We start from the raw sequence: 23,034 nt of genomic DNA, 5'->3' as shown, positions 1-23,034 counted from the left end.
CGAGTATGAAAACGTCGGACTGTTTTTCTGACGCAGGAGCAAGCATGAAATTTGAACTGGATACCACCGACGGTCGCGCCCGCCGCGGTCGCCTGGTGTTTGAGCGCGGCGTGGTGGAAACACCGGCCTTTATGCCCGTTGGCACCTACGGCACCGTCAAAGGGATGACGCCGGAAGAGGTGGAAGCCACCGGCGCGCAGATTATTCTCGGCAACACCTTCCACCTGTGGCTGCGCCCGGGTCAGGAGATCATGAAGCTGCACGGCGATCTGCACGATTTTATGCAGTGGAAAGGACCGATCCTGACCGACTCCGGCGGTTTCCAGGTGTTCAGCCTTGGCGATATCCGTAAGATCACCGAGCAGGGCGTCCACTTCCGCAATCCGATCAACGGCGATCCGATTTTCCTCGATCCGGAAAAATCGATGGAGATTCAGTACGATCTCGGCTCTGACATCGTGATGATCTTCGACGAATGTACGCCGTACCCGGCGGACTGGGATTACGCCAAGCGCTCAATGGAGATGTCTCTGCGCTGGGCGAAGCGCAGCCGCGACCGTTTCGATAGCCTTGGCAATAAAAATGCGCTGTTCGGCATTATTCAGGGTAGCGTTTACGAAGATTTACGCGATATCTCGGTGAAAGGTCTGGTAGAGATTGGCTTTGATGGCTACGCTGTCGGCGGTTTGGCGGTTGGTGAGCCGAAGGAAGACATGCACCGTATTCTGGAGCACGTCTGCCCGCAGATCCCGGCCGATAAACCACGATACCTGATGGGCGTCGGGAAGCCGGAAGATCTGGTGGAAGGGGTACGTCGCGGTATCGATATGTTCGACTGCGTCATGCCGACGCGCAACGCGCGTAACGGCCACCTGTTCGTCACCGACGGCGTGGTGAAAATCCGCAACGCGAAGCACAAAAGCGATACCGCGCCGCTGGACGCCGAGTGTGATTGCTATACATGTCGCAATTATTCACGCGCTTACTTGCATCACCTCGACCGTTGCAACGAAATATTGGGCGCGCGTCTCAATACCATTCATAACCTGCGCTACTATCAGCGTTTAATGGCTGGTTTACGCAAGGCTATCGAAGAGGGTAAATTAGAGAGCTTCGTGACCGATTTTTACCAACGTCAGGGGCGCACCGTGCCTCCTTTGAACGTTGATTAATTTTAATAATGAGGGAATTTCAATGAGCTTTTTTATTTCTGATGCGGTAGCGGCAACGGGTGCACCGGCGCAGGGCAGCCCGATGTCTCTGATTCTGATGCTGGTGGTGTTCGGTCTGATTTTTTACTTCATGATCCTGCGTCCACAGCAGAAGCGCACCAAGGAACATAAGAACCTGATGAACTCCATCGCCAAAGGTGATGAAGTGCTGACCAACGGCGGTCTGGTCGGTCGCGTGACCAAAGTAGCGGAAACTGGCTACATTGCTATCGCGCTGAACGATACCACTGAAGTGGTTATCAAACGTGACTTCGTTGCTGCCGTTCTGCCGAAAGGCACCATGAAGGCGCTGTAATCTAACTTTTCCCAAAGGGAACTGCCGTGTTAAACCGTTATCCTTTGTGGAAGTACGTCATGCTGGTCGTCGTCATTGTCGTCGGCCTGATCTATGCGCTTCCCAACCTGTATGGTGAGGATCCGGCTGTTCAAATCACTGGCGCGCGCGGCGTCGCCGCCAGTGAGCAAACGCTGATCCAGGTCCAGAAAACTTTACAAGAAGAAAAAATAACCGCGAAGTCTGTGGCACTGGAAGAGGGCGCTATTCTTGCGCGCTTCGACACCACTGATACCCAGCTGCGCGCGCGCGAAGCGCTGCTTAACGTGCTGGGTGACAAATACGTCGTGGCGCTGAACCTTGCTCCGGCAACCCCACGCTGGCTGGCGGCGCTCTATGCCGAGCCGATGAAGCTGGGTCTTGATCTGCGCGGCGGCGTGCACTTCCTGATGGAAGTCGACATGGACACCGCGTTAGGCAAACTGCAGGAACAGAACATCGATAGCCTGCGCAGCGAGCTGCGCGACAAAGGCATTCCTTACGCGACCGTGCGTAAAGAAGACAACTACGGTCTGAGCATCGTCTTCCGCGACAGCGCGGCGCGCGACCAGGCTATCTCTTATCTCAGCCCTCGCCATCGCGATCTGGTTATTTCCTCTCAGGGTGACAATAGACTGAAAGCGGTGATGACCGATGAGCGCCTGAAAGAAGCCCGTGAGTACGCGGTTCAGCAGAACATTAATATCCTGCGTAACCGTGTGAACCAGCTGGGCGTCGCCGAGCCGCTGGTTCAGCGTCAGGGCGCTGACCGCATCGTGGTTGAGCTGCCGGGTATCCAGGATACCGCGCGTGCGAAGGAAATCCTTGGCGCGACCGCGACCCTCGAGTTCCGTCTGGTCAATACTAATGTGGACCAGTCCGCCGCCGCCTCTGGCCGCGTGCCGGGCGACTCGGAAGTGAAGCAGACGCGTGAAGGCCAGCCGGTAGTGCTGTACAAGCGGGTGATCCTGACCGGGGACCATATCACCGACTCGACCTCCAGCATGGATGAGTACAACCAGCCGCAGGTTAACATCTCGCTGGACAGCGCGGGCGGTAACATCATGTCTAACTTCACTAAGGACAACATCGGCAAGCCGATGGCGACCCTGTTCGTGGAGTATAAAGACAGCGGTAAGAAAGACGCTAACGGTCGCGCTATCCTGGCGAAAGAGGAAGAGGTGATTAACATCGCCAACATCCAGTCGCGTCTGGGTAACAGCTTCCGTATCACCGGTATCAGCAATCCGAACGAAGCGCGTCAGCTGTCGCTGCTGCTGCGTGCCGGCGCGCTGATTGCGCCGATTCAGATCGTCGAAGAGCGGACTATCGGCCCAACCCTGGGAATGCAGAACATCAAGCAGGGTCTGGAAGCCTGTCTGGCCGGTCTGGTGGTCTCTATCCTGTTCATGATCCTCTTCTATAAGAAGTTCGGCCTGATTGCGACCTCGGCGCTGATTGCCAACCTGATACTGATTGTCGGCATTATGTCCCTGATCCCGGGGGCGACGCTGACCATGCCGGGCATCGCGGGTATCGTGTTAACCCTGGCGGTGGCGGTCGATGCTAACGTTCTGATCAACGAGCGTATCAAAGAAGAGCTGAGCAACGGGCGTACCGTTCAGCAGGCGATTGACGAAGGTTATCGCGGCGCGTTCAGCTCGATCTTCGACGCCAACGTGACGACGCTTATCAAAGTGATCATCCTGTACGCGGTCGGTACCGGTGCCATTAAAGGGTTTGCGATTACCACCGGTATCGGTATCGCGACCTCAATGTTTACCGCTATCGTCGGCACCCGTGCCATCGTGAACCTGCTGTACGGCGGCAAGCGCGTTAAAAAGCTGTCTATCTGAGGAGTGCGTTGTGGCACAGGAATATACTGTTGAACAATTGAACCACGGCCGTAAAGTCTGGGACTTTATGCGCTGGGACTACTGGGCCTTCGGCATTTCAGGTTTTCTGCTGATTGTGTCGATCGCTATCATCGGCGTTCGCGGGTTTAACTGGGGGCTCGATTTCACCGGCGGTACGGTGATTGAAATTACCCTTGAGAAACCGGTCGATCTGGACCAGATGCGCGATTCCCTGCAGAAAGCGGGCTTTGAAGAGCCGCAGGTGCAGAACTTTGGCAGCAGCCGCGACATCATGGTACGTATGCCGCCGGTGCATGACGCCAACGGCAGCCAGGAGCTGGGCAGCAAGGTCGTGACGGTGATTAACGAATCGACCAGCCAGAATGCGGCAGTGAAGCGTATTGAGTTTGTCGGCCCGAGCGTCGGCGCGGACCTCGCGCAAACCGGCGCCCTGGCGCTGATTGCGGCGCTGGTCTGTATCCTGATCTACGTCGGCTTCCGCTTCGAATGGCGTCTGGCCGCCGGGGTGGTTATCGCCCTGGCGCACGACGTGGTGATCACCATGGGCGTGCTGTCGCTGTTCCATATCGAGATCGACCTGACCATCGTGGCCTCGTTGATGTCGGTTATCGGCTACTCGCTGAACGACAGTATCGTGGTATCGGACCGTATCCGTGAAAACTTCCGTAAGATCCGCCGCGGTACGCCGTACGAGATCTTTAACGTGTCGTTGACCCAGACGCTGCACCGTACCTTGATCACCTCTGGTACCACTTTGATGGTGATCCTGATGCTGTTCCTGTTCGGCGGCCCGATTCTGGAAGGCTTCTCGCTGACCATGCTGATCGGTGTTTCCATCGGTACGGCTTCCTCTATCTACGTCGCCTCCGCGCTGGCGTTGAAGCTGGGCATGAAGCGCGAGCATCTGATCCAGCAGAAGGTTGAGAAAGAAGGGGCGGATCAGCCGTCTATTCTGCCGTAATCCGGTTCAGTTGAGATAAAGCTATCCCGGCCCTTGCGGCCGGGATTTTTTTGCCCGCGACAAAACCTGCTGACAGTATGCTGTCAGGAGCCCTCCCATACACTGCCTCTGAACTCACTAACGAGCAGGAGGAAGTATGAACAACGTGATTAACTGGTTTGAAATTCCGGTCGCCGATATGGATCGCGCCGTCGCGTTTTATGAGCCGGTGATGCAAGTGTCGCTGCGTCGCGAAACCATGGACTGCGCCGAGCTGGCGGTGTTCCCGCATCAGGATCCGGCCCCCGGCGGCGCGCTGGCCAAATTTGAAGGTATCGCGCCCTCGGCGCAGGGCGCTATTATTTATCTGCATACTGATCATCTTGCCGCCACGCTGGAGCGCGTTGCCTCGGCGGGTGGGGCCTGTGTCTTCGGCCCGCTGACGCTGCCGAATGATATTGGCACCATCGCCCTGTTTACCGACAGCGAGGGCAACCGCGTCGGCCTGCACCAGCCGGCTTAACCTTAACTTTTGTGAAGTGAGACATGACCCGACGCGCCGACCGTTTATTTCAGATTGTGCAGATCCTGCGCGGCAGGCGGCTCACTACCGCCGCGCTGCTGGCGGAGCGGCTGGGCGTGTCGGAGCGTACCGTCTATCGCGATATTCGCGATCTCTCCCTCTCCGGCGTACCGGTGGAGGGCGAAGCGGGCAGCGGCTACCGGCTGCTGGCGGGCTACGATCTGCCGCCGCTGATGCTGACCACCAAAGAGTCCGAGGCGCTGATCGCAGCGATTCGGCTGCTAAAAACCTGGGGCGGTGAGGCGCTGTCGCAGTCGCTGGAGTCCGCCCAGGAAAAAATGCTGGCGATCCTGCCGGAGGCGCGTCGGCGCCAGGCGGAGCAGACTCGCCTGTTTGCCCCTGACCTTGGCGCGCATCGCTATGCTAAAACCCATTTTGACGTTATCCACCAGGCCGTATCCAATCAGCAGGTATTACAGCTTCACTACCAGGATGAATCCGGTCAGGTGACGTGGCGTGAAGTGCTGCCGCTGGGGCTGTTTTTCTGGGGGGAGCGCTGGCTGCTGGTGGCCTGGTGCGAGCTGCGCAATGATTACCGCAATTTTCGCCTCGACCGTTGTCTGGAGGTCAGAAGGACCGAACGTCGATTCAGCGAGTGCGCAGACCGCTCGTTAAGCGATTTTCTGCGCAAGGTCCGGTGCGAGGTGCGGGAGAAATAAAAAAGCCCGGGCAGCAGGAGCTGCGGCCCGGGCGCTGTCTTGCTGTATCAGCAATCAGAAGTTGTAGCCGACCACGAAGTAACCACCCCAGCCGGTCGAGCGAACGCTGAACGGACCATCGCCGAAGTTCAGCTTCGCATCATCAGCCCACTGGCCGCCGTTATGGAAGTAACGGGCGACGATAGAGTAGTGCCAGTGCGCGTAGTTCAGCGCCAGGATGTGGCTGGAGGCGATAGAGTTGCTGGTGCGCGCGTGCTTCCCGTTCAGATCGTAGAAGTTGTCATCGCCGAGGTCAGAACCCCAGTCGAAGTTGGTGAAGCCGATGTAGCTCAGCGAACCGCCCCACAGGTCGGTCAGCGGCACAAAGTATTTCACTTTGAAGCGATAGCCGTCCCATTCGTTTTCGTTGGACGCGCCGTAGTTCTGCCACTGGTACTTGGCGTAGACGTTCAGCGACAGGCTCATTGGCAGGCCGGTATCGATATCGGTACCCAGACCCATATACCAGGTGCTCTGCTCCTGGGAGTCGTTGCGGCCCATATCGTAGATATAGTTGTTGGCGAAATACCATTCTTTGAACGGCCCGAAGCTCAGGTCGGTATTGGTCAGCTTATCGATAGAGAAACGCGGTTCGATCTCCATAAACAGCGGGGAACCTTTGTTCCAGATACCTTTTGCCGTGCTGTTGCCGCCGAAGAATACCGGGGCATCGATATAGCCGTAGAAATCAAACCAGTCTTTTTTGGCGAACGCTTCGTATTCCAGGTAGGTATCGTTACGGATCTGCGGTCCAAAACGGGTGTGGTAGCTGCCCACCACGTTAACACTCTGGTGCCACCAGTCAGACAGATACTGCGGTTTGTCGTTTTCTGCCGCGCCGGCGGCAAAAGTAGTGGAGAGCGCCACAACCGCACCCGCTGCCAGTAATGTTTTTTTCATAGTAATGCCACTGTTTAAATTGAGCCTGAAGGCGTTAAAAGAAGTGCCGAAGCGTTTCTAAATATTTCGTCTTTCTGTGGGGGTCTATTATAGGAATCATTGCTCACAAAAATACGTGTTGTTTCACATAACCAGAACATGCGTAATCGATTGCGTTCACGATTCTATGCATTTCTTGACAAAATGCTACTGAAAATCGCGCTGCAGAACGATTTCTAATGAACTCTTGCGAAAAGTTGTAAGTGGATAAGAAAGACGGGGCAGGACGTAGCCGGGCGGGGCAGGCCCGGCTGAAGGCTTACTGGGCGGCGGCGGGCTGGATATCGTGTACGCGAATAAAACCGACTTTATCTGGCGTTACATTGAGGCGCAACGGGATATCGACATCGCTGGGGGCGAGGGTGCTGGCCGGCGCGCTAATCAGCTGATCCTGAACATTGACTTCCTGATAGCTGTGGGTGGTGCCGGTGATCTGTCCGGAAGCGACGGTGGCGGTAAAGGCCGGCAGCGGATCGTTGGATTCGCCCTGAATGCGTAAGGTCAGGCGTGACCCATCGCCATCCGGGGTAATACTGCCCACCGACATGCGCAGGGTGCCGATCTGGCTCTCCAGCCGCGCCGGGGTCTTGGCCTCCGGCAGCAGATAGACGCCGCGGGTGGATTTGGCGTTCAGCGCGTTTTGCTGGGTGATTTTGATCGTTTGCTGGTTGAGCTGGGTCATCTCCTGGCTCAGCGTACTCACGCTCTGGTGCATCTGGCGGATTTCGCTTTGCTGGGCGCAGGCGGTCAGGGTGAACAGGCAGCCCGCGATGGCGAGCTTCAGGTAACGTCTTGTCATGGTCAGGATTCCGTTTACAGAGGATGCTTAATGGTAGCCAAACCGGCCTCATCTCCCATAGATCCTTTGTCTCAAAAGCTCTTTCTTTGTAGTCCGGTCACTTCGCGGTAAACTACTCTTCAGTTTAACTACCTGTCAGGACGCGCTATGCATTGCCCTTTCTGTTTCGCCGTGGATACCAAAGTGATCGACTCTCGTCTGGTGGGGGAAGGCTCTTCCGTGCGTCGCCGTCGGCAGTGCCTGGTCTGTAACGAACGCTTTACCACCTTCGAAGTGGCGGAGCTGGTGATGCCGCGGGTGGTGAAGAGTAACGATGTGCGCGAACCCTTCAACGAAGACAAGCTGCGCAGCGGGATGCTGAAAGCGCTGGAGAAACGTCCGGTTAGCGCCGACGACGTGGAAATGGCGGTCAACCATATCAAGACTCATCTGCGCGGCACCGGCGAGCGCGAAGTGGCCAGCAAAATGATCGGCAACCTGGTGATGGAGCAGCTGAAAAAGCTGGATAAAGTCGCCTATATTCGCTTCGCGTCGGTCTATCGCAGCTTCGAAGATATTAAAGAATTCGGCGAAGAGATCGCCCGCTTACAGGACTAAGCCATGCAGGACGAAATGTACATGGCGCGTGCGCTGAAGCTTGCCGCGCGCGGTCGCTTTACTACCCATCCTAACCCTAACGTCGGCTGCGTCATTGTGAAAGACGGCGAGATCGTCGGCGAGGGGTTTCACTATCGCGCCGGCGAGCCGCATGCTGAAGTGCACGCCCTGCGCATGGCTGGCGAAAAGGCGCGCGGCGCCACCGCCTACGTCACTCTTGAGCCCTGCAGCCACCATGGCCGTACGCCGCCATGCTGCGATGCGCTGATTGCCGCCGGCGTCAGCCGCGTGGTCGCCGCGATGCAGGATCCGAACCCGCAGGTGGCGGGGCGCGGTTTGTATCGCCTGCAGCAGGCCGGCATTGAGGTCAGCCATGGGCTGATGATGAACGAAGCGGAAGCGCTGAATAAGGGCTTTCTGAAGCGGATGCGCACCGGTTTTCCCTGGGTGCAGCTGAAGCTGGGCGCCTCGCTGGACGGCCGCACGGCGATGGCCAGCGGCGAAAGCCAGTGGATCACCTCCCCGCAGGCGCGACGCGACGTGCAGCGTCTACGCGCCCAGAGCCATGCCATCCTGACCAGCAGCGCCACCGTGCTGGCGGACGATCCGGCGCTGACCGTGCGCTGGCAGGAGCTGAGCGCCGATACCCAGGCGCTTTATCCCGAAGAGAATTTGCGCCAGCCGCTGCGCGTCGTCATCGACAGCCAGAACCGCGTCACGCCTGAGCATCGTATTGTGCAGCAGGCGGGGGAAACGCTGTTTGCCCGCCTGCGCGCCGATGAACGGCAGTGGCCGGAAAGCGCCCGCACGCTGCTGGTTCCGGAGCATAACGGCCATCTCGATCTGGTGCTGCTGATGATGCTGCTTGGCAAACAGCAGATCAACAGCGTCTGGGTTGAGGCAGGGGCTACGCTTGCCGGGGCGCTGCTGCAGGCGGGTCTGGTCGACGAGCTTATCGTCTATATTGCGCCTAAACTGTTAGGCAATGCGGCGCGTGGATTATGCGCGCTGCCGGGGCTTGAAGAGCTGAGCCAGGCCCCCATTTTAAATTCAATGAGATACGTCAGGTTGGCCCGGATGTCTGCCTGCATTTAACCACTGCGTGAGGCTTTCCTGATTATTAGGAAGCAGCGCTCAGAATAATATGATAAAATCCGCCCCCTTGCGGGGCACATGAACCCGAAGGAAGAGTATGAACATTATTGAAGCTAACGTTGCTACCCCGGACGCTCGCGTCGCCATCACCATTGCGCGTTTCAACAACTTTATCAATGACAGCCTGCTGGAAGGCGCGATTGACGCCCTGAAACGCATTGGTCAGGTAAAAGATGAAAACATCACCGTCGTTTGGGTTCCAGGCGCGTATGAGCTGCCGCTGGCGGCTGGCGCACTGGCGAAAACCGGTAAATATGACGCGGTGATCGCGCTGGGGACGGTGATTCGCGGCGGTACCGCCCACTTTGAATATGTGGCAGGCGGTGCCAGCAATGGCCTGGCGCATGTCGCTCAGGACAGCGAAATCCCGGTAGCCTTTGGTGTTCTGACCACTGAAAGTATTGAACAAGCCATTGAGCGCGCTGGCACCAAAGCCGGTAACAAAGGCGCAGAAGCTGCGCTGACCGCGCTGGAAATGATTAACGTATTGAAAGCCATCAAGGCCTGATTTTTGTAAGGGGAATTCCGTGAAACCTGCTGCTCGTCGCCGCGCCCGTGAGTGTGCCGTTCAGGCGCTCTACTCCTGGCAGTTGTCCCACAACGACATCGCTGATGTCGAATACCAGTTCCTGGCGGAACAGGACGTAAAAGATGTTGATGTTCTGTATTTCCGCGAACTGCTGTCCGGAGTGGCGACTAACAGCGCGTACCTCGACGGCCTGATGAAGCCCTACCTGTCCCGCCAGCTGGAAGAGCTGGGCCAGGTTGAAAAAGCGGTGCTGCGTATCGCGCTGTTTGAGCTGTCCAAACGTGATGACGTACCGTATAAAGTGGCCATCAATGAAGCTATCGAACTGGCGAAAACCTTCGGCGCTGAAGATAGCCACAAGTTCGTTAACGGCGTGCTGGACAAAGCGGCTCCGGTAATTCGTCCCCACAAGAAGTAAACTGCAGGCCGGGTTTTGCGAGGGTCGCCTCGCAGCCCGGCCTTATTTATTATTTTGCTGAGGCATAACGTATGGCATGCGGCGAATTCTCCCTGATTGCCCGTTATTTTGATCGCGTTAAAAGCGCCCGCCTTGATGTTGAAACCGGCATCGGCGATGACTGCGCGCTCCTGCATATTCCCGAGAAAAAAACGCTGGCAATCAGCACCGACACCCTGGTGGCGGGCAATCACTTCTTACCCGATATCGACCCTGCCGACCTCGCTTATAAAGCGCTGGCGGTGAACCTGAGCGACCTCGCGGCGATGGGCGCGGAACCGGCGTGGCTCACGCTGGCGCTGACCTTGCCGGAGGTGGATGAAGTCTGGCTGGAAGCCTTCAGCGACAGCCTGTTTGTCCAGCTGGACTATTACGATATGCAACTGATTGGCGGCGACACTACCCGTGGCCCGCTCTCCATGACGCTGGGTATCCACGGCTTTGTGCCGCCGGGACGCGCCATGAAACGCGCTGGCGCGAAGCCGGGGGACTGGATCTATGTTACCGGCACTCCGGGAGATAGCGCCGCCGGTCTGGCTGTACTGCAGAATCGTCTAACGGTGGATGAACCGTCTGACGCCGACTACCTGCTGGCCCGTCATCTGCGGCCGATGCCGCGCGTGCTGCAGGGCCAGGCGCTGCGTGACCTGGCGACATCGGCTATCGATCTCTCCGACGGCCTGATCTCCGATCTGGGCCATATTCTCAAAGCCAGCGGCTGCGGCGCACGTATCGATCTCGATGCCATGCCGTACTCCGATGCGATGCTGCGCCAGGTTGATTCTGAGCAGGCGCTGCGCTGGGCGCTCGCCGGCGGGGAAGATTACGAGCTGTGCTTTACCGTACCGGAGCTGAACCGCGGGGCGCTGGACGTGGCTCTTGGCCATCTTGGCGCGCGTTTTACCTGTATCGGACAGATTGCGCCGGAGAGCGAAGGGCTGCAGTTTATCCGCGACGGTAAGCCGGTCGCGCTTGATTTAAAGGGATACGATCACTTTGCGTAGTCGAGACGAGGCGCTTAGCCGCCTGAGTATGCGTAATCCGTGGCATCTGCTGGCGACCGGCTTTGGCAGCGGCTTAAGCCCGGTGGTGCCGGGGACGATGGGCTCGCTGGCGGCGATCCCGTTCTGGTATCTGATGACCTTTCTCCCCTGGCAGCTTTACTCGCTGGTGGTGATGATGAGCATCTGTATCGGCGTCTATCTGTGCCATCGCACGGCCAAAGATATGGGCACCCATGACCACGGCAGCATCGTCTGGGACGAGTTCGTCGGGATGTGGATCACCCTGATGGCGCTGCCGACCCTGGACTGGCAGTGGGTGGCCGCCGGCTTCGTGATTTTCCGTATCTTCGATATGTGGAAGCCGTGGCCAATTCGCTGGTTTGATCGCAATATCCACGGCGGAATGGGGATTATGGTCGACGACATCGTCGCCGGCGTGATCTCCGCCGGCGTGCTGTACGTCATTGGCCATCACTGGCCCATCGGTCTGCTTTAACCGCCTCTCCCCGGCAACGCTACGCTGCCGGGGAAACCACGCCCTTCACTTAAATCCCACCACCGGATGCGGCTGATACGGCGCCTCCAGCTTGTCGATCTGTTCCGGGGAGAGCGTCAAATCCACCGCCTGCAGCAGATCATCGAGCTGTTCCTGACGCGACGGGCCGATAATCGGCGCGGCGACGCCGGGTTTGCTTAACAGCCAGGCGAGGGCGACCTGGGCGCGGCTGGCGTCGAGTTCTTCCGCCACGTCCGCGAGATTCCCGGCGATCTGCGCATCGTTTTCTTCACTGGCGCTGTACAGCGATTTGCCGAACTCATCTGAGACCAGCCGGGCGGTGGTCTCACCCCAGGGGCGGGTTAGCCTGCCGCGCGCCAGCGGACTCCATGGGATCACCGCTACGCCGTTACGTTGGCACAGGGGCAGCATCTCATTCTCTTCTTCCCGGTAAATCAGGTTGTAGTGATCCTGCATGGTGACGAAGCGCGCCCAGCCGTTCTGCTGCTGGAGCGCCAGCGCCTGGGCAAACTGTCGGGCATGCATGGACGAGGCGCCGATATAGCGCGCTTTGCCGGCTTTCACCACCTCGTCCAGCGCTTCGAGCGTCTCTTCAATCGGGGTGGTATAGTCCCAGCGGTGGATCTGCAGCAGGTCGACATAGTCCATCCCGAGACGGCGCAGGCTGTCGTCGATGGAGCGCAGGATCTGCGCCCGGGAAAGTCCTTCCGCCAGATCGCCGACCTGGTGATACACCTTGGTGGCGACAACCACCTCGTCACGGCGGGCAAAGTCGCGCAGGGCGCGGCCAACGATCTCTTCGCTGCTGCCGTCGGAGTAGCTATTTGCGGTATCGAAGAAGTTGATGCCGCCTTCAATGGCGTGCTGGATAAGCGGGCGGCTGCTCTCTTCCGGAAGCGTCCAGGCGTGTCTGCCGCGGTCCGGCTCGCCGAAGGTCATGCAGCCGAGGCAGAGTCGGGAAACACGTAAGGCAGTATCACCGAGGGGGATATAGTGCATAGTGCGCTCCTGCTATTCATCAAGGGTATCCCTTAAGCATAGCAGGAGCGGAAGGGGCAATTATGCCAGCCAGTCGCGGATTTTGGCTTCAATACCGGCGGCATCAAGGCCGAGGTCGGCGCGGATCTCTTCCTGAGTGCCCTGAGGAATAAAATAATCCGGCAGGCCAATATTGAGCACCGGTACCGCCCGGCGATGGGCCATCAGCACTTCGTTCACGCCGCTGCCGGCGCCGCCCATGATGGCGTTCTCTTCCAGCGTCACCAGCGCGTCGTGCTCGCCGGCCAGCTGGAGGATCAGCGCGGTATCCAGCGGCTTCACAAAGCGCATATCCACCAGGGTGGCGTTGAGTTTGTCCGCTACCGCCGCGGCTTCCGGCAGCAGGGTGCCAAAGTTGAGGATCGCTATTTTCTCGCCCTGACGTTTCACCACCCCTTTGCCGATCGGCAGCGATGCCAGCGGCTCGAGCGTCGCGCCGGTGCCGCTACCGCGCGGATAGCGCACCGCGCAGGGGCCGTCGCTGTAGTGGTAGCCGGTGTACAGCATCTGGCGACATTCATTTTCATCGCTCGGGGTCATTACCACCATATCCGGAATGCAGCGCAGGAAGGAGAGATCGAACGCTCCCTGATGCGTCTGGCCGTCTGCGCCGACGATCCCGGCGCGGTCGATAGCAAACAGCACCGGCAGCTTCTGGATAGCCACATCGTGGATCACCTGATCGTAGGCTCGCTGCAGGAAGGTGGAGTAGATCGCCACCACCGGCTTGTAGTCGCCAATCGCCAGCCCGGCGGCGAAGGTGACCGCATGCTGCTCGGCAATGGCGACGTCAAAGTACCGATCGGGGAATTTCTTCGAAAACTCCACCATCCCTGAACCTTCGCGCATCGCCGGCGTGATCGCCATCAGCTTGTTGTCTTTGGCCGCCGTTTCACACAGCCAGTCGCCGAAGATTTTCGAGTAGGAAGGGAGGCCGCCGCTGCTTTTGGGCAGTACGCCGCTGGTATGGTCGAATTTTGGCACCGCATGGAAGGTGATCGGGTCTTTCTCGGCGGGCTCATAGCCGCGGCCTTTTTTGGTCATAATATGCAGGAACTGCGGGCCTTTCAGGTCGCGCATGTTCTTCAGCGTGCTGACCAGACCGAGCACGTCATGGCCATCCACCGGGCCAATGTAGTTAAAGCCCAGCTCTTCAAACAGCGTGCCCGGCACCACCATCCCTTTGATATGCTCTTCGGTACGCTTAAGCAGCTCTTTAATCGGCGGCACCCCGGAGAAGACCTTTTTGCCCCCTTCGCGCAGGGTGGAGTAGAGCTTACCGGAGAGCAGCTGCGCCAGATGATTGTTCAGCGCGCCGACGTTCTCGGAAATCGACATTTCATTGTCATTCAGCACCACCAGCAGGTCGGGTTTGATATCCCCGGCGTGGTTCATCGCCTCAAACGCCATGCCGGCGGTGATCGCCCCGTCGCCAATGACGCACACCGCGCGCCGCTGCTTATCCTCTTTCGCGGCGGCGATAGCCACCCCGATACCCGCGGAAATGGAAGTGGAGGAGTGACCGACGCTCAGCACGTCATACTCGCTTTCACCGCGCCACGGGAAGGGATGCAGGCCGCCTTTCTGACGAATGGTGCCGATTTTGTCCCGGCGACCGGTCAGAATTTTATGCGGGTAGGCCTGATGGCCGACGTCCCAGATCAGGCGATCGAACGGCGTGTTATACACGTAGTGCAGCGCCACGGTCAGTTCCACCGTGCCGAGGCCAGAGGCAAAGTGACCGCTGGAACGGCTGACGCTGTCCAGCAGATAGCGCCGCAGCTCATCACATAGCTTCGGCAGGCTCTCTTTTGGCAACAGGCGCAACTCCTGGGTGGAATCTACCAGCGCCAGGGTCGGGTATTTGGCAATATCAAAACTCATCAGAGACTCATTTTTTGTTTATTTATCGCGCTGAATAATGTAATTCGCGAGCGCTTCCAGTGCCGAAGTATCCAGAGATTGTGCGGCCAGCTCATCTAACGACCGGCGGGCATCAGCGATCAGGTCGTGCGCTTTCTTCCGGGCTTGCTCAAGACCCAGGAGGGCGGGATAGGTGCTTTTACCCAATTGCTGGTCGGCACCCTGACGTTTGCCAAGGGTCGCAGTATCCCCTACCACGTCGAGAATGTCATCCTGGACCTGGAAGGCAAGACCGATATTTTCCGCATAGCGATCCAGCGCGGGCAGGGCAGCGCGGCCGCGTTCGCCGGCGCTCAGGGCTCCCATCCGGACGGCGGCGCGGATCAGGGCGCCCGTTTTATGGCGATGGATACGCTCCAGCGCCTGTAAATCAACCTGCTGTCCCTCGGCCTGCAGATCCAGCGCCTGGCCGCCGCACATGCCCGCCACGCCGCTGGCCTGCGCCAGTTCGGAAACCATCGCCAGCCGGTCCCGGTCAGGAACGTCGACCATCGGCGCATCACTCAGTATAGAGAACGCCAGCGTTTGCAGGGCATCTCCCGCAAGAATTGCGTTGGCTTCGCCAAATTTAATATGGCAGGTCGGCAGGCCGCGGCGCAGATCGTCATCATCCATCGCCGGCAAATCATCATGCATCAGGGAGTAGGCATGAATGCATTCGACCGCCGCGGCAGGAGCATCCAGCGTGGTACGGCACACGCCGAACATCTCGCCGGTGGCGTAGACAAGGAAGGGACGCAGGCGTTTACCGCCTAACAATGCGCCATAATGCATCGCTTCCACCAGCGGAGTGTTCTGAAAGGGCTGCGGGGCGATGAAACGGCGCAGCGCTTCGTTTGCCTGTTCCACACAGGCCTGCAATTGTTGCGGGAAATCCATTTATTCAGCGTCCGGCGTAAAAGGCGTGGTCGGGGAATCTTCACTATCCGCCAGCAGGATCTGCACGCGCTGTTCGGCCTTCTGCAGCTGACTTTGCCCCTGGCGCGCCAGCTGTACGCCGCGCTCAAATTCGCTTAGCGCTTCCTCTAACGGCAAATCGCCGCTTTCCAGACGGTTAACGATCTGCTCCAGTTCGCCCAGAGCAGTTTCAAAGCTGGCCGGGGCCTCATTTTTCTTTGGCATAGTGAATGTAGACTCTTGTTATGTCGCGACGGCAATACCGGGTATGGTAACGAAGTCACGCGTGTAAGCAAATAACGCGCAATGGTGATATACTCCGCGCCCAGGATGCAGGCACCGGTGTGCGCTGCTTTACAACTTTTGCTTATAGCCCCGTCGGGCTTGCCAACGAACTATTGTCGCTATGAAGTTTATCATTAAATTGTTCCCGGAAATCACCATCAAAAGCCAATCTGTGCGGTTGCGCTTCATTAAAATCTTAACCGGGAACATTCGTAACGTTCTCAAAAACTATGATGAGACGCTGGCCGTCGTCCGTCATTGGGATCATATCGAAGTTCGCGCGAAAGATGAAAATCAGCGCCCGGCTATTCGCGATGCGCTGACCCGTATCCCCGGCATCCACCATATTCTGGAAGTCGAAGACGTGCCGTTCACCTCGCTGCACGATATTTTCGAGCAGACGCTGCCGCTGTGGCGCGAGGCGCTGGAAGGCAAAACCTTCTGCGTGCGAGTGAAGCGTCGCGGCAAACATGAATTCACCTCAATTGAAGTGGAACGTTACGTCGGCGGCGGTCTGAATCAGCATATTGAAACGGCGCGCGTGAAGCTGACCGACCCGGACGTCACTGTCAATCTCGAGATTGAAAACGATCGCCTGCTGCTGGTGAAAGGCCGCTATGAAGGCATCGGCGGTTTCCCGATCGGCACCCAGGAAGATGTGCTGTCGCTGATCTCCGGCGGCTTTGACTCCGGCGTCTCCAGCTACATGCTGATGCGCCGCGGCTGCCGCGTTCATTACTGCTTCTTTAACCTTGGCGGCGCCGCCCATGAGATTGGCGTCCGCCAGGTTGCGCATTATCTGTGGAACCGCTTCGGCAGCTCACACCGCGTTCGCTTTGTGGCGATTAACTTTGAGCCGGTAGTCGGCGAAATCCTTGAAAAAGTGGACGACGGCCAGATGGGCGTCGTGCTCAAGCGCATGATGGTCCGCGCCGCGTCAAAAGTCGCGGAACGCTATGGCGTGCAGGCGCTGGTCACCGGCGAAGCGCTCGGCCAGGTCTCCAGTCAGACCCTCACTAACCTGCGCCTGATCGATAATGTCTCCGATACTCTGATCCTGCGCCCGCTGATTTCGCACGATAAAGAGCACATCATCGACCTGGCGCGTGAGATCGGCACGGAAGATTTCGCCCGCACCATGCCGGAATATTGCGGCGTGATCTCCAAGAGCCCGACCGTGAAGGCGGTGAAGGCGAAGATTGAAGCGGAAGAAGAACACTTCGATTTCAGCATCCTTGATAAAGTGGTAGAAGAGGCGAGCAATATCGATATCCGCGAGATCGCCCAGCAGACGGAAGAGACGGTGGTGGAAGTGGAAACCGTGACCGGCTTTGGCGCCAACGACGCGATCCTCGACATTCGCTCCATCGACGAGCAGGAAGACAAGCCGCTGAAGGTCGAGGGGGTTGAGGTTGTTTCCCTGCCGTTCTACAAGCTAAGCACCAAATTTGGCGATCTCGATCAGAGCAAAACCTGGCTGCTGTGGTGCGAGCGCGGGGTGATGAGCCGTCTGCAGGCGCTTTATTTGCGCGAGCAGGGCTTCAGCAACGTGAAAGTGTATCGCCCGTAACAGGTTGTTATGATGCAAAAGGCCTTCCCTGATGGAAGGCCTTTTTACTATTGGCAGGGGAGTATATTAGCGCAGGGTCAGCGCCAGGTCATTGAGCTGATCGATGACGATATTCCAGCCCTCGAAAAATCCCATCTGCTCATGCTGCTCGCGGGTTTCATCATCGGCATGCAGCACCGTAGCCGTATAGCGACACCCGCCCTGTTCATCGGCAAAGTTGATGATGGTCGTCATCGCGAAGGGGGAAACGGCGGGGCGATAATCCGCCGTCAGCATCGAGGTCATGACGATTTTTTGTTGCGGGATAACCTCAAGAAAACAGCCGGGGTTATCGCTGCGTTCACCGTCAGGCCCGTGCATCACGGTGTGAAAGGCCCCGCCGGCGCGAAAATCAAAGGCCAGAACCTCGGTTTGCCAGGGCTTCGGGCACCACCAGGTTCGGAGTAATGCCGGGTCGGCCCACGCGCGCCACAGGGCTGGGGCGGGCGCGCTGAGCAGGCGGCTGATTACAAGATCGCGAGAATCGGTTGCGCTCCGGGACATGCTGCGACTCCTCAGGAAAAGGGGAGCCAGCCCGCGGCGCGGACCGGCTATCAGGCTTCGTAGTAATTATAGATGCCAGCGGCCATCACCAGCTGTGAGGCGACCTCATACGCTTTCTCGCGCCCCACCAGCAGATCGATCATTTTCAGGGCGAAATCAATCGAAGTCCCCGGACCCTGGCTGGTTAACAGATTCACCCGCGGATCCCAGACCACTCTTTTATCCTGCCACTGCTCGGCGGGGATATGTTCCTTCAGCGCCGGAAAACCGGTCATGTTGCCGATCGGGAACAGATTATGGGGTACCAGCACGGTCGCCGGGGCGGCGCAGATGGCGGCCACAATGCGCCCAGAGAGATGAAACTGGCGGACGGTTTCCACCAGTAGCGTGCTGTCGCGGAAGCACTCTGCGCCCTTGATACCGCCCGGGAGGACGATGATATCGAAATCACCATCGGCCACCTCGACCAGCGGCGCATCCGCCAGCAGTTTGACGCCGCGCGAACAGACGATGGTCAGGCTGCCGTCGCTGGCGACGCTGGCGGTGGTCACCTTTACTCCGCCGCGGACCAGCAGGTCGATAGTGGTGACCGCTTCGGTCTCTTCGCTACCAGGGGCGAGGCAAATCAGTGCCGACGCGCTCATATTCATTCTCCTTACGCTTGATCAATTCAAATAAGCGGGCGTTTTCCGGTACGGCGACGCCGTGGGCGCGGGCGCGGTTGAGCAGAAAACCGGTGATGTAGTCGATCTCTGTATGCCGCTGGGCGCGAACGTCCTGCAGCATGGAAGAGATATTTTCTGCCGTACTTTCAATTACCTGTTCGACATAAAATAGCAGGTTTTCCGCCGAGGTATGAATACCTTCGCGCTCCATCACCGCCGCCACCTCGCGACAAATGGCCGCAACTTCCTGCGTATAGTCGCGCAGATCGCCGTTTTTACACCCTTTGAGCGCGGTCAGAGGGTTAATCACGCAGTTAACCGCCAGCTTGCGCCAGATGGCCGAGTGGATATTGTTATGCCAGGCGACATCCGGCAGCACGCTCTGCAGAACTTCTGCGAGATAGCTGTAGTCCCCCTCGTAGCTTTTTGCCGGTCCGATATGCGTGGTGCCCTGGGCAACGTGGATGATGACATTCCCATCGCGCCGCGCCGCCTGGGTCGTGGAGGCCAGCAGCAACGGCTGTTTCACGCCGCGCAGCTCCTCGACGGTGCCCATGCCGTTATGAATCAGCACAATTGGCGTGGTGTCCGGCAGGATCCCGGCCAGGTGCTTTACCGCATTCGACACCTGCCAGGCCTTTAAGGTGACGATCAGCAGCTCGCTGCTGGCGAGAAAATCGGGGTCGTTGGCCGTCAGCGATTCGTTGAACACTGAGCCATCGGTTTCAATGACGTTGACGCTACAGAATGGCTGCGGTACGCGCAGCCAGCCCTGGACTTCATGTCCCTGTTTGTACAACGCGGTCAGCCATAGTTGTCCCAGCGCACCGCATCCCAGTACGGTTACTTTCATTGTTCCTCCTCATCTGCCGCTATCCCAGGCGCTGATGGCTAAAGTCTATCTCGTCGCTTTTCGCATCGTCGGACATCACGGGGAAAATAGCGCGAGCGTTGCGTAATCAGCTAAGCTTCCGGGATAACAAGTTGAGTTATGCCGCGTTGCAGGTATTATGCAACGCAAAAGAAACGGAAGGAGAGGAAAAGATGCCATCTTTCGATATTGTCTCTGAAGTTGATCTTCAGGAAGCCCGTAACGCGGTGGACAACGCGAGCCGCGAAGTCGAGTCGCGTTTTGATTTTCGTGGCGTTGAAGCCACTTTTGAATTAAACGACGCCAACAAGACCATTAAAGTGCTGAGCGAGTCTGACTTCCAGGTGAACCAGCTGCTGGATATCCTGCGCGCCAAGCTGCTCAAGCGCGGTATTGAAGGCACCTCCCTCGACGTACCGGAAGATATCGTGCACAGCGGTAAAACCTGGTTTGTTGAAGCGAAGCTGAAGCAAGGCATTGAAAGCGCGGTGCAGAAGAAGATCGTTAAACTGATCAAAGACAGCAAGCTGAAAGTGCAGGCCCAGATTCAGGGTGAAGAGATCCGCGTGACCGGTAAGTCCCGCGACGATCTGCAGTCGGTGATGGCGCTGGTGCGCGGTGGCGATCTGGGACAGCCGTTCCAGTTCAAAAACTTCCGCGACTAAGGCGGCGGGCAGACAGCAAAAAGCGGGGAATTCCCCGCTTTTTTTATACTCCTTTGATGAGCTGCTCTATCTCGAAGCGGTTGGTGACCTTGCTGTCGATTTTGATATACACCGAACGCTCCTCGGGTACCACCAGCGCCTGATGAACCCCGCTGGCGCTCAGCAGACGCGCCTGCAGCGCGCTGTCGACCACCACGCCGTCCGGCACCTCCACCCGCAGGCTGCTGACGTACGGCGGCTCGCTCATGGTGCTGGCCACCAGCAGCCACAGCATCGCCAGCAGGGCGCCCAGCAGAAACACGGTTTGCGAATCAAAGAAACCATCGACCCAGCCGCCAAGCGCGCCGCCAATCGCCACGCCGAGAAACTGGCTGGTGGAGTAGACGCCCATCGCGGTGCCTTTGTAGCCCGCCGGAGACTCCTTGCTAATTAGCGACGGCAACAGCGCTTCCAGCAGGTTAAACGCCAGGAAGAAGAGCTGAACGCCCGCCACCAGCTCCCAGAAGTAGCCTCCGGCGCCCCAGAGGACAATTTCCGCAATCAGCAGGATGGCGACGCAGAGCAGGAAGACGCGCTTCATCTTGCGCTTCACTTCGGCGTAGATGATAAACGGCACCACCGAGATGAACGAGATAACCATGGTGACCAGGTAAATCTTCCAGTGCTCGGCGGCCGGGAAGCCGGCGGCCTCCAGTTGTCCGGGCAGGGCGACAAAAGTGGACATCAGCATAATGTGCAGGCACATGATGCCAAAGTTAAGCTTCAGCAGGCGCGGCTCCGCCAGCACCTTGCTAAAGCAGCCCTTCACCATCCCGGATTCGCGGTTAAGGACATGGTTATGGCTGTTGGGCACCACCCACAGGGTGAGCAGGATGCCGACGGTCGCCAGGATGGCGATCATCCAGAACAGCGCGTGCAGACCCAGCTGGTGGGTGACAATCGGCCCCAGCACCATGGCGATGGCGAAGGTGACGCCGAAGCTGACGCCGATAAAGGCCATCGCTTTGGTGCGGTTCTGTTCGCGGGTGAGATCGGACAGCAGGGCCATAACCGCGGCGGCGATGGCGCCGGAGCCCTGCAGGGCGCGGCCAAGAATGATGCCCCAGATGGAGTCGGTGAGCGCGGCGATGACGCTGCCGAGCACGAAGATAAGCAGGCCGCCGACGATCAATGGCTTACGGCCAATACGGTCAGATAACAGTCCGAAGGGGATCTGGAACACCGCCTGCGCCAGGCCGTAGATACCGATCGCCAGGCCAATCAGCGCTTCACTGGCACCCTGCAACGCCATGCCATACGTGGTCAGAACCGGCAGGACCATAAACATGCCAAGCATGCGCAGGGAGAATACTGTCCCCAAACCCCAGGTCGCGCGCAGTTCCCCTGGCGTCATTTTGTTATCGTTCATTACCACCTCAATATAAAAACTGCGCCTAGTGTAGCGGCGGGGGTAAGAAGCGTAAATAAATGTTTGTTTAACAGATATTACGGGGCTGTTGCGCGATGCGACAAGTTGGTAAAAATCAATAAACCAGTGGAGGGGACTCCACTGGCGAGGGGGAAAATTAAGGTAAAGTAAAGTCAACCCACTGGCTGCCAGCGTCAGCCGATTTGACGCACTGCTCTACCCAATAGACGCCGTGCAGCCCGGCTTCGACGTCCGGATACCAGAAGTCTTGCAGGAAGGCGCGATCGTCGCGGTCCGTGGCGTCAATCGCCTGCGCATAGCGGCGATAGAGGTTGGCCCAGGCTTCGAACAGCCCTTCCGGATGGCCGCCGCCAATGCGGTCATCCGCCAGCGCGTTCGGCGACAGGTAGGGCATCCCACGTTCCAGAATGCGCGCCGGCTCGCCCTGCACCTCATAGCTGAGCTGGTTAGGATGCTCATCCCACCATTCGATGCTTGCTTTTTCGCCGACGATGCGCACTTTTTGCGAGTGCATGGCGCCGCTGTTGACCGCGCTGGTCCACATCGAGCCAACCGCGCCGTTGTCATATTCCATCAGGACAAAGGCGTTATCTTCCAGCGGCGCGCGGGAGGGAACAAAGCTCTGACGGGAGCACATCAGCCGTTTGATATTGAGCTGCGGCGCCATGGTCTCGGCGACAAACAGCGGATGGGTGGCCAGATCGCCAAGCACATAGCTGGGCCCGGCAAACTTCGGCGTTACTCGCCAGCGGGTGGATTCTGCCTGCAGCTCGACGGCCTGGTTATGGAAGCCGTGGGCGAATTGCATGTTAACGATGCGGATCTCGCCGAGCAGTCCATCGGCAATCATCTGCCGCGCCTGCTGGATCATCTGATAGCCGGCATAGCCGTAGGTGACGCCGACGATTTTGTTCTGTTTTTTGCTCAGATCCACCAGCTCGCGCGCCTCTTCGGCGGTAAAGCAGAGGGGCTTTTCGCAGATAACGTGGAGTCCCGCCTCCAGCGCCGCTTTGGTAATGGCGAAATGGGTATTGTTCGGGGTGGTGACCGAGACGACCTCGATCCCGTCAGGGCGCTGCGCCTCTTCGCGAAACAGGGTCTGGTAGTCGGCGTAGGAGCGCTCCGGCGCGATGCCCAGTTGCTCACCGAACGCGCGCCCGCGCTCGGCATCGACGTCAAGCGCGCCGGCCAGCAGGGTATAAACATTGTCACGCAGCGCCGCACAGCGGTGGCTGTAGCCGATCTGACTGGTTCCCCCGCCGCCGACCATGCCCCAGCGCAGGGAACGGGATAAGGGTTTCAGGCCGTTTAACATGGTGCTCTCCTTTTTGAAATCATTTGCACTCTGAGGCGCTCAATGCCGACGCCTGCGGCAACGCGCATCCGGATAGACTGACTTCAACTTAAGGAAATGTTTGTTCTGTTTCAATTGTGTTGTGGAATTTATTTTCCATATATGCGAGGGGGATCGAATTAGCGATAGTTTCTTTTGCGCTTGGTTGAAAAGG

Annotated in this window: 24 protein-coding genes and 1 pseudogene; 14 read left to right on the top strand and 11 right to left on the bottom strand. The window is 58.3% G+C overall.

What is annotated here, in order from left to right:
- The first annotated feature begins 44 nt into the window (after positions 1-44).
- The 6 genes from tgt (at position 45) to LPQ25_RS20175 (ending at position 5,604) form a co-directional block, all read left to right on the top strand.
- Positions 45-1,172 (top strand): tRNA guanosine(34) transglycosylase Tgt, encoded by a 1,128-nt coding sequence (gene tgt / locus LPQ25_RS20200; RefSeq protein WP_002890395.1) that lies wholly within the window; start codon positions 45-47, stop codon positions 1,170-1,172.
- A 22-nt stretch (positions 1,173-1,194) separates the two neighbouring features.
- On the top strand, positions 1,195-1,527 hold the full coding sequence (gene yajC, locus LPQ25_RS20195) for a preprotein translocase subunit YajC (protein ID WP_002890398.1): 333 nt from the start codon (positions 1,195-1,197) through the stop codon (positions 1,525-1,527).
- Between the two features lie 26 nt (positions 1,528-1,553).
- Positions 1,554-3,401: a protein translocase subunit SecD gene (gene secD / locus LPQ25_RS20190; protein ID WP_012737493.1), complete on the top strand. Its 1,848-nt coding sequence runs from the start codon at positions 1,554-1,556 to the stop codon at positions 3,399-3,401.
- Between the two features lie 10 nt (positions 3,402-3,411).
- A complete protein-coding gene (secF, locus tag LPQ25_RS20185) occupies positions 3,412-4,383 on the top strand; it encodes a protein translocase subunit SecF (protein WP_002890403.1) in 972 nt (323 codons plus the stop codon).
- A 136-nt stretch (positions 4,384-4,519) separates the two neighbouring features.
- Positions 4,520-4,885, top strand: a complete 366-nt coding sequence (locus LPQ25_RS20180; protein ID WP_002890404.1) for a VOC family protein — start codon at positions 4,520-4,522, stop codon at positions 4,883-4,885.
- 23 nt (positions 4,886-4,908) lie between these two features.
- A complete protein-coding gene (locus tag LPQ25_RS20175) occupies positions 4,909-5,604 on the top strand; it encodes a helix-turn-helix transcriptional regulator (RefSeq protein WP_004144646.1) in 696 nt (231 codons plus the stop codon).
- A 54-nt stretch (positions 5,605-5,658) separates the two neighbouring features.
- Here the strand turns inward: LPQ25_RS20175 and LPQ25_RS20170 are convergent, their stop codons facing one another.
- Positions 5,659-6,543, bottom strand: a complete 885-nt coding sequence (locus LPQ25_RS20170; protein ID WP_002890412.1) for a nucleoside-specific channel-forming protein Tsx — start codon at positions 6,541-6,543, stop codon at positions 5,659-5,661.
- 298 nt (positions 6,544-6,841) lie between these two features.
- Positions 6,842-7,381: a SadB/YajI family lipoprotein gene (locus LPQ25_RS20165; protein ID WP_002890414.1), complete on the bottom strand. Its 540-nt coding sequence runs from the start codon at positions 7,379-7,381 to the stop codon at positions 6,842-6,844.
- Positions 7,382-7,528: 147 nt separating this feature from the next.
- Between LPQ25_RS20165 and nrdR the strand changes: the two genes are divergently transcribed.
- The 6 genes and pseudogenes from nrdR (at position 7,529) to pgpA (ending at position 11,619) form a co-directional block, all read left to right on the top strand.
- On the top strand, positions 7,529-7,978 hold the full coding sequence (gene nrdR / locus LPQ25_RS20160) for a transcriptional regulator NrdR (protein ID WP_002890417.1): 450 nt from the start codon (positions 7,529-7,531) through the stop codon (positions 7,976-7,978).
- 3 nt (positions 7,979-7,981) lie between these two features.
- A pseudogene (gene ribD / locus LPQ25_RS20155) lies at positions 7,982-9,084 on the top strand (bifunctional diaminohydroxyphosphoribosylaminopyrimidine deaminase/5-amino-6-(5-phosphoribosylamino)uracil reductase RibD).
- An 86-nt stretch (positions 9,085-9,170) separates the two neighbouring features.
- On the top strand, positions 9,171-9,641 hold the full coding sequence (gene ribH, locus LPQ25_RS20150) for a 6,7-dimethyl-8-ribityllumazine synthase (protein WP_001021161.1): 471 nt from the start codon (positions 9,171-9,173) through the stop codon (positions 9,639-9,641).
- A gap of 19 nt (positions 9,642-9,660) precedes the next feature.
- Complete coding sequence (gene nusB, locus LPQ25_RS20145) at positions 9,661-10,080, top strand: transcription antitermination factor NusB (protein WP_002891356.1); 420 nt, start codon at positions 9,661-9,663, stop codon at positions 10,078-10,080.
- 71 nt (positions 10,081-10,151) lie between these two features.
- Positions 10,152-11,123 carry a thiamine-phosphate kinase gene (thiL, locus tag LPQ25_RS20140; RefSeq protein ID WP_004178737.1) on the top strand — a complete coding sequence of 324 codons (972 nt, stop codon included), beginning with the start codon at positions 10,152-10,154 and terminating at the stop codon, positions 11,121-11,123.
- Between the two features lie 28 nt (positions 11,124-11,151).
- Positions 11,152-11,619, top strand: coding sequence for a phosphatidylglycerophosphatase A (pgpA, locus tag LPQ25_RS20135; RefSeq protein WP_004204830.1), 468 nt, complete (start codon positions 11,152-11,154; stop codon positions 11,617-11,619).
- A gap of 45 nt (positions 11,620-11,664) precedes the next feature.
- Here pgpA and LPQ25_RS20130 read toward each other — a convergent pair whose 3' ends face one another.
- The 4 genes from LPQ25_RS20130 to xseB are packed head-to-tail and all read right to left on the bottom strand — an operon-like array spanning position 11,665 to position 15,723.
- Positions 11,665-12,639, bottom strand: coding sequence for an aldo/keto reductase (locus LPQ25_RS20130; RefSeq protein WP_004147313.1), 975 nt, complete (start codon positions 12,637-12,639; stop codon positions 11,665-11,667).
- Between the two features lie 60 nt (positions 12,640-12,699).
- Complete coding sequence (gene dxs / locus LPQ25_RS20125; RefSeq protein ID WP_004144655.1) at positions 12,700-14,562, bottom strand: 1-deoxy-D-xylulose-5-phosphate synthase; 1,863 nt, start codon at positions 14,560-14,562, stop codon at positions 12,700-12,702.
- Between the two features lie 18 nt (positions 14,563-14,580).
- Entirely contained in the window at positions 14,581-15,480 is a 900-nt protein-coding gene (ispA, locus tag LPQ25_RS20120) for a (2E,6E)-farnesyl diphosphate synthase (RefSeq protein ID WP_004144656.1), read from the bottom strand.
- Positions 15,481-15,723: an exodeoxyribonuclease VII small subunit gene (gene xseB, locus LPQ25_RS20115; RefSeq protein ID WP_002891398.1), complete on the bottom strand. Its 243-nt coding sequence runs from the start codon at positions 15,721-15,723 to the stop codon at positions 15,481-15,483.
- 181 nt (positions 15,724-15,904) lie between these two features.
- Between xseB and thiI the strand changes: the two genes are divergently transcribed.
- Positions 15,905-17,353 (top strand): tRNA uracil 4-sulfurtransferase ThiI, encoded by a 1,449-nt coding sequence (gene thiI, locus LPQ25_RS20110; protein WP_004151340.1) that lies wholly within the window; start codon positions 15,905-15,907, stop codon positions 17,351-17,353.
- Positions 17,354-17,419: 66 nt separating this feature from the next.
- On the opposite strand, the gene LPQ25_RS20105 is transcribed toward thiI, so the two are convergent.
- Genes LPQ25_RS20105 through panE form a run of 3 tightly spaced genes read right to left on the bottom strand, consistent with a single transcriptional unit; the run spans position 17,420 to position 19,414 of the window.
- The gene (locus tag LPQ25_RS20105; RefSeq protein WP_012737495.1) at positions 17,420-17,896 is read right to left on the bottom strand and encodes an SRPBCC family protein; all 477 of its coding nucleotides are present in this window, start codon (positions 17,894-17,896) and stop codon (positions 17,420-17,422) included.
- A 50-nt stretch (positions 17,897-17,946) separates the two neighbouring features.
- Entirely contained in the window at positions 17,947-18,540 is a 594-nt protein-coding gene (gene yajL / locus LPQ25_RS20100) for a protein deglycase YajL (RefSeq protein WP_002891460.1), read from the bottom strand.
- Positions 18,503-19,414 carry a 2-dehydropantoate 2-reductase gene (panE, locus tag LPQ25_RS20095; protein ID WP_004191719.1) on the bottom strand — a complete coding sequence of 304 codons (912 nt, stop codon included), beginning with the start codon at positions 19,412-19,414 and terminating at the stop codon, positions 18,503-18,505. The genes yajL and panE overlap by 38 nt, the downstream gene beginning before the upstream one ends.
- A 191-nt stretch (positions 19,415-19,605) precedes the next feature.
- On the opposite strand from panE, the gene LPQ25_RS20090 reads away from it, so the two are divergent.
- Positions 19,606-20,097 carry a YajQ family cyclic di-GMP-binding protein gene (locus LPQ25_RS20090; RefSeq protein ID WP_002891465.1) on the top strand — a complete coding sequence of 164 codons (492 nt, stop codon included), beginning with the start codon at positions 19,606-19,608 and terminating at the stop codon, positions 20,095-20,097.
- A 43-nt stretch (positions 20,098-20,140) separates the two neighbouring features.
- On the opposite strand, the gene LPQ25_RS20085 is transcribed toward LPQ25_RS20090, so the two are convergent.
- Entirely contained in the window at positions 20,141-21,505 is a 1,365-nt protein-coding gene (locus LPQ25_RS20085) for an MFS transporter (protein WP_004144660.1), read from the bottom strand.
- Between the two features lie 157 nt (positions 21,506-21,662).
- The gene (locus LPQ25_RS20080) at positions 21,663-22,841 is read right to left on the bottom strand and encodes a Gfo/Idh/MocA family protein (RefSeq protein WP_012737497.1); all 1,179 of its coding nucleotides are present in this window, start codon (positions 22,839-22,841) and stop codon (positions 21,663-21,665) included.
- Between the last annotated feature and the right edge of the window lie 193 nt (positions 22,842-23,034).

It is taken from the genome of Klebsiella sp. KPN54798, from assembly GCF_021184225.1.
GTDB lineage: Bacteria > Pseudomonadota > Gammaproteobacteria > Enterobacterales > Enterobacteriaceae > Klebsiella > Klebsiella pneumoniae.
Note: the sequence above shows the minus strand (reverse complement) of the source record. Positions and strands in the feature narration are given on the sequence as shown.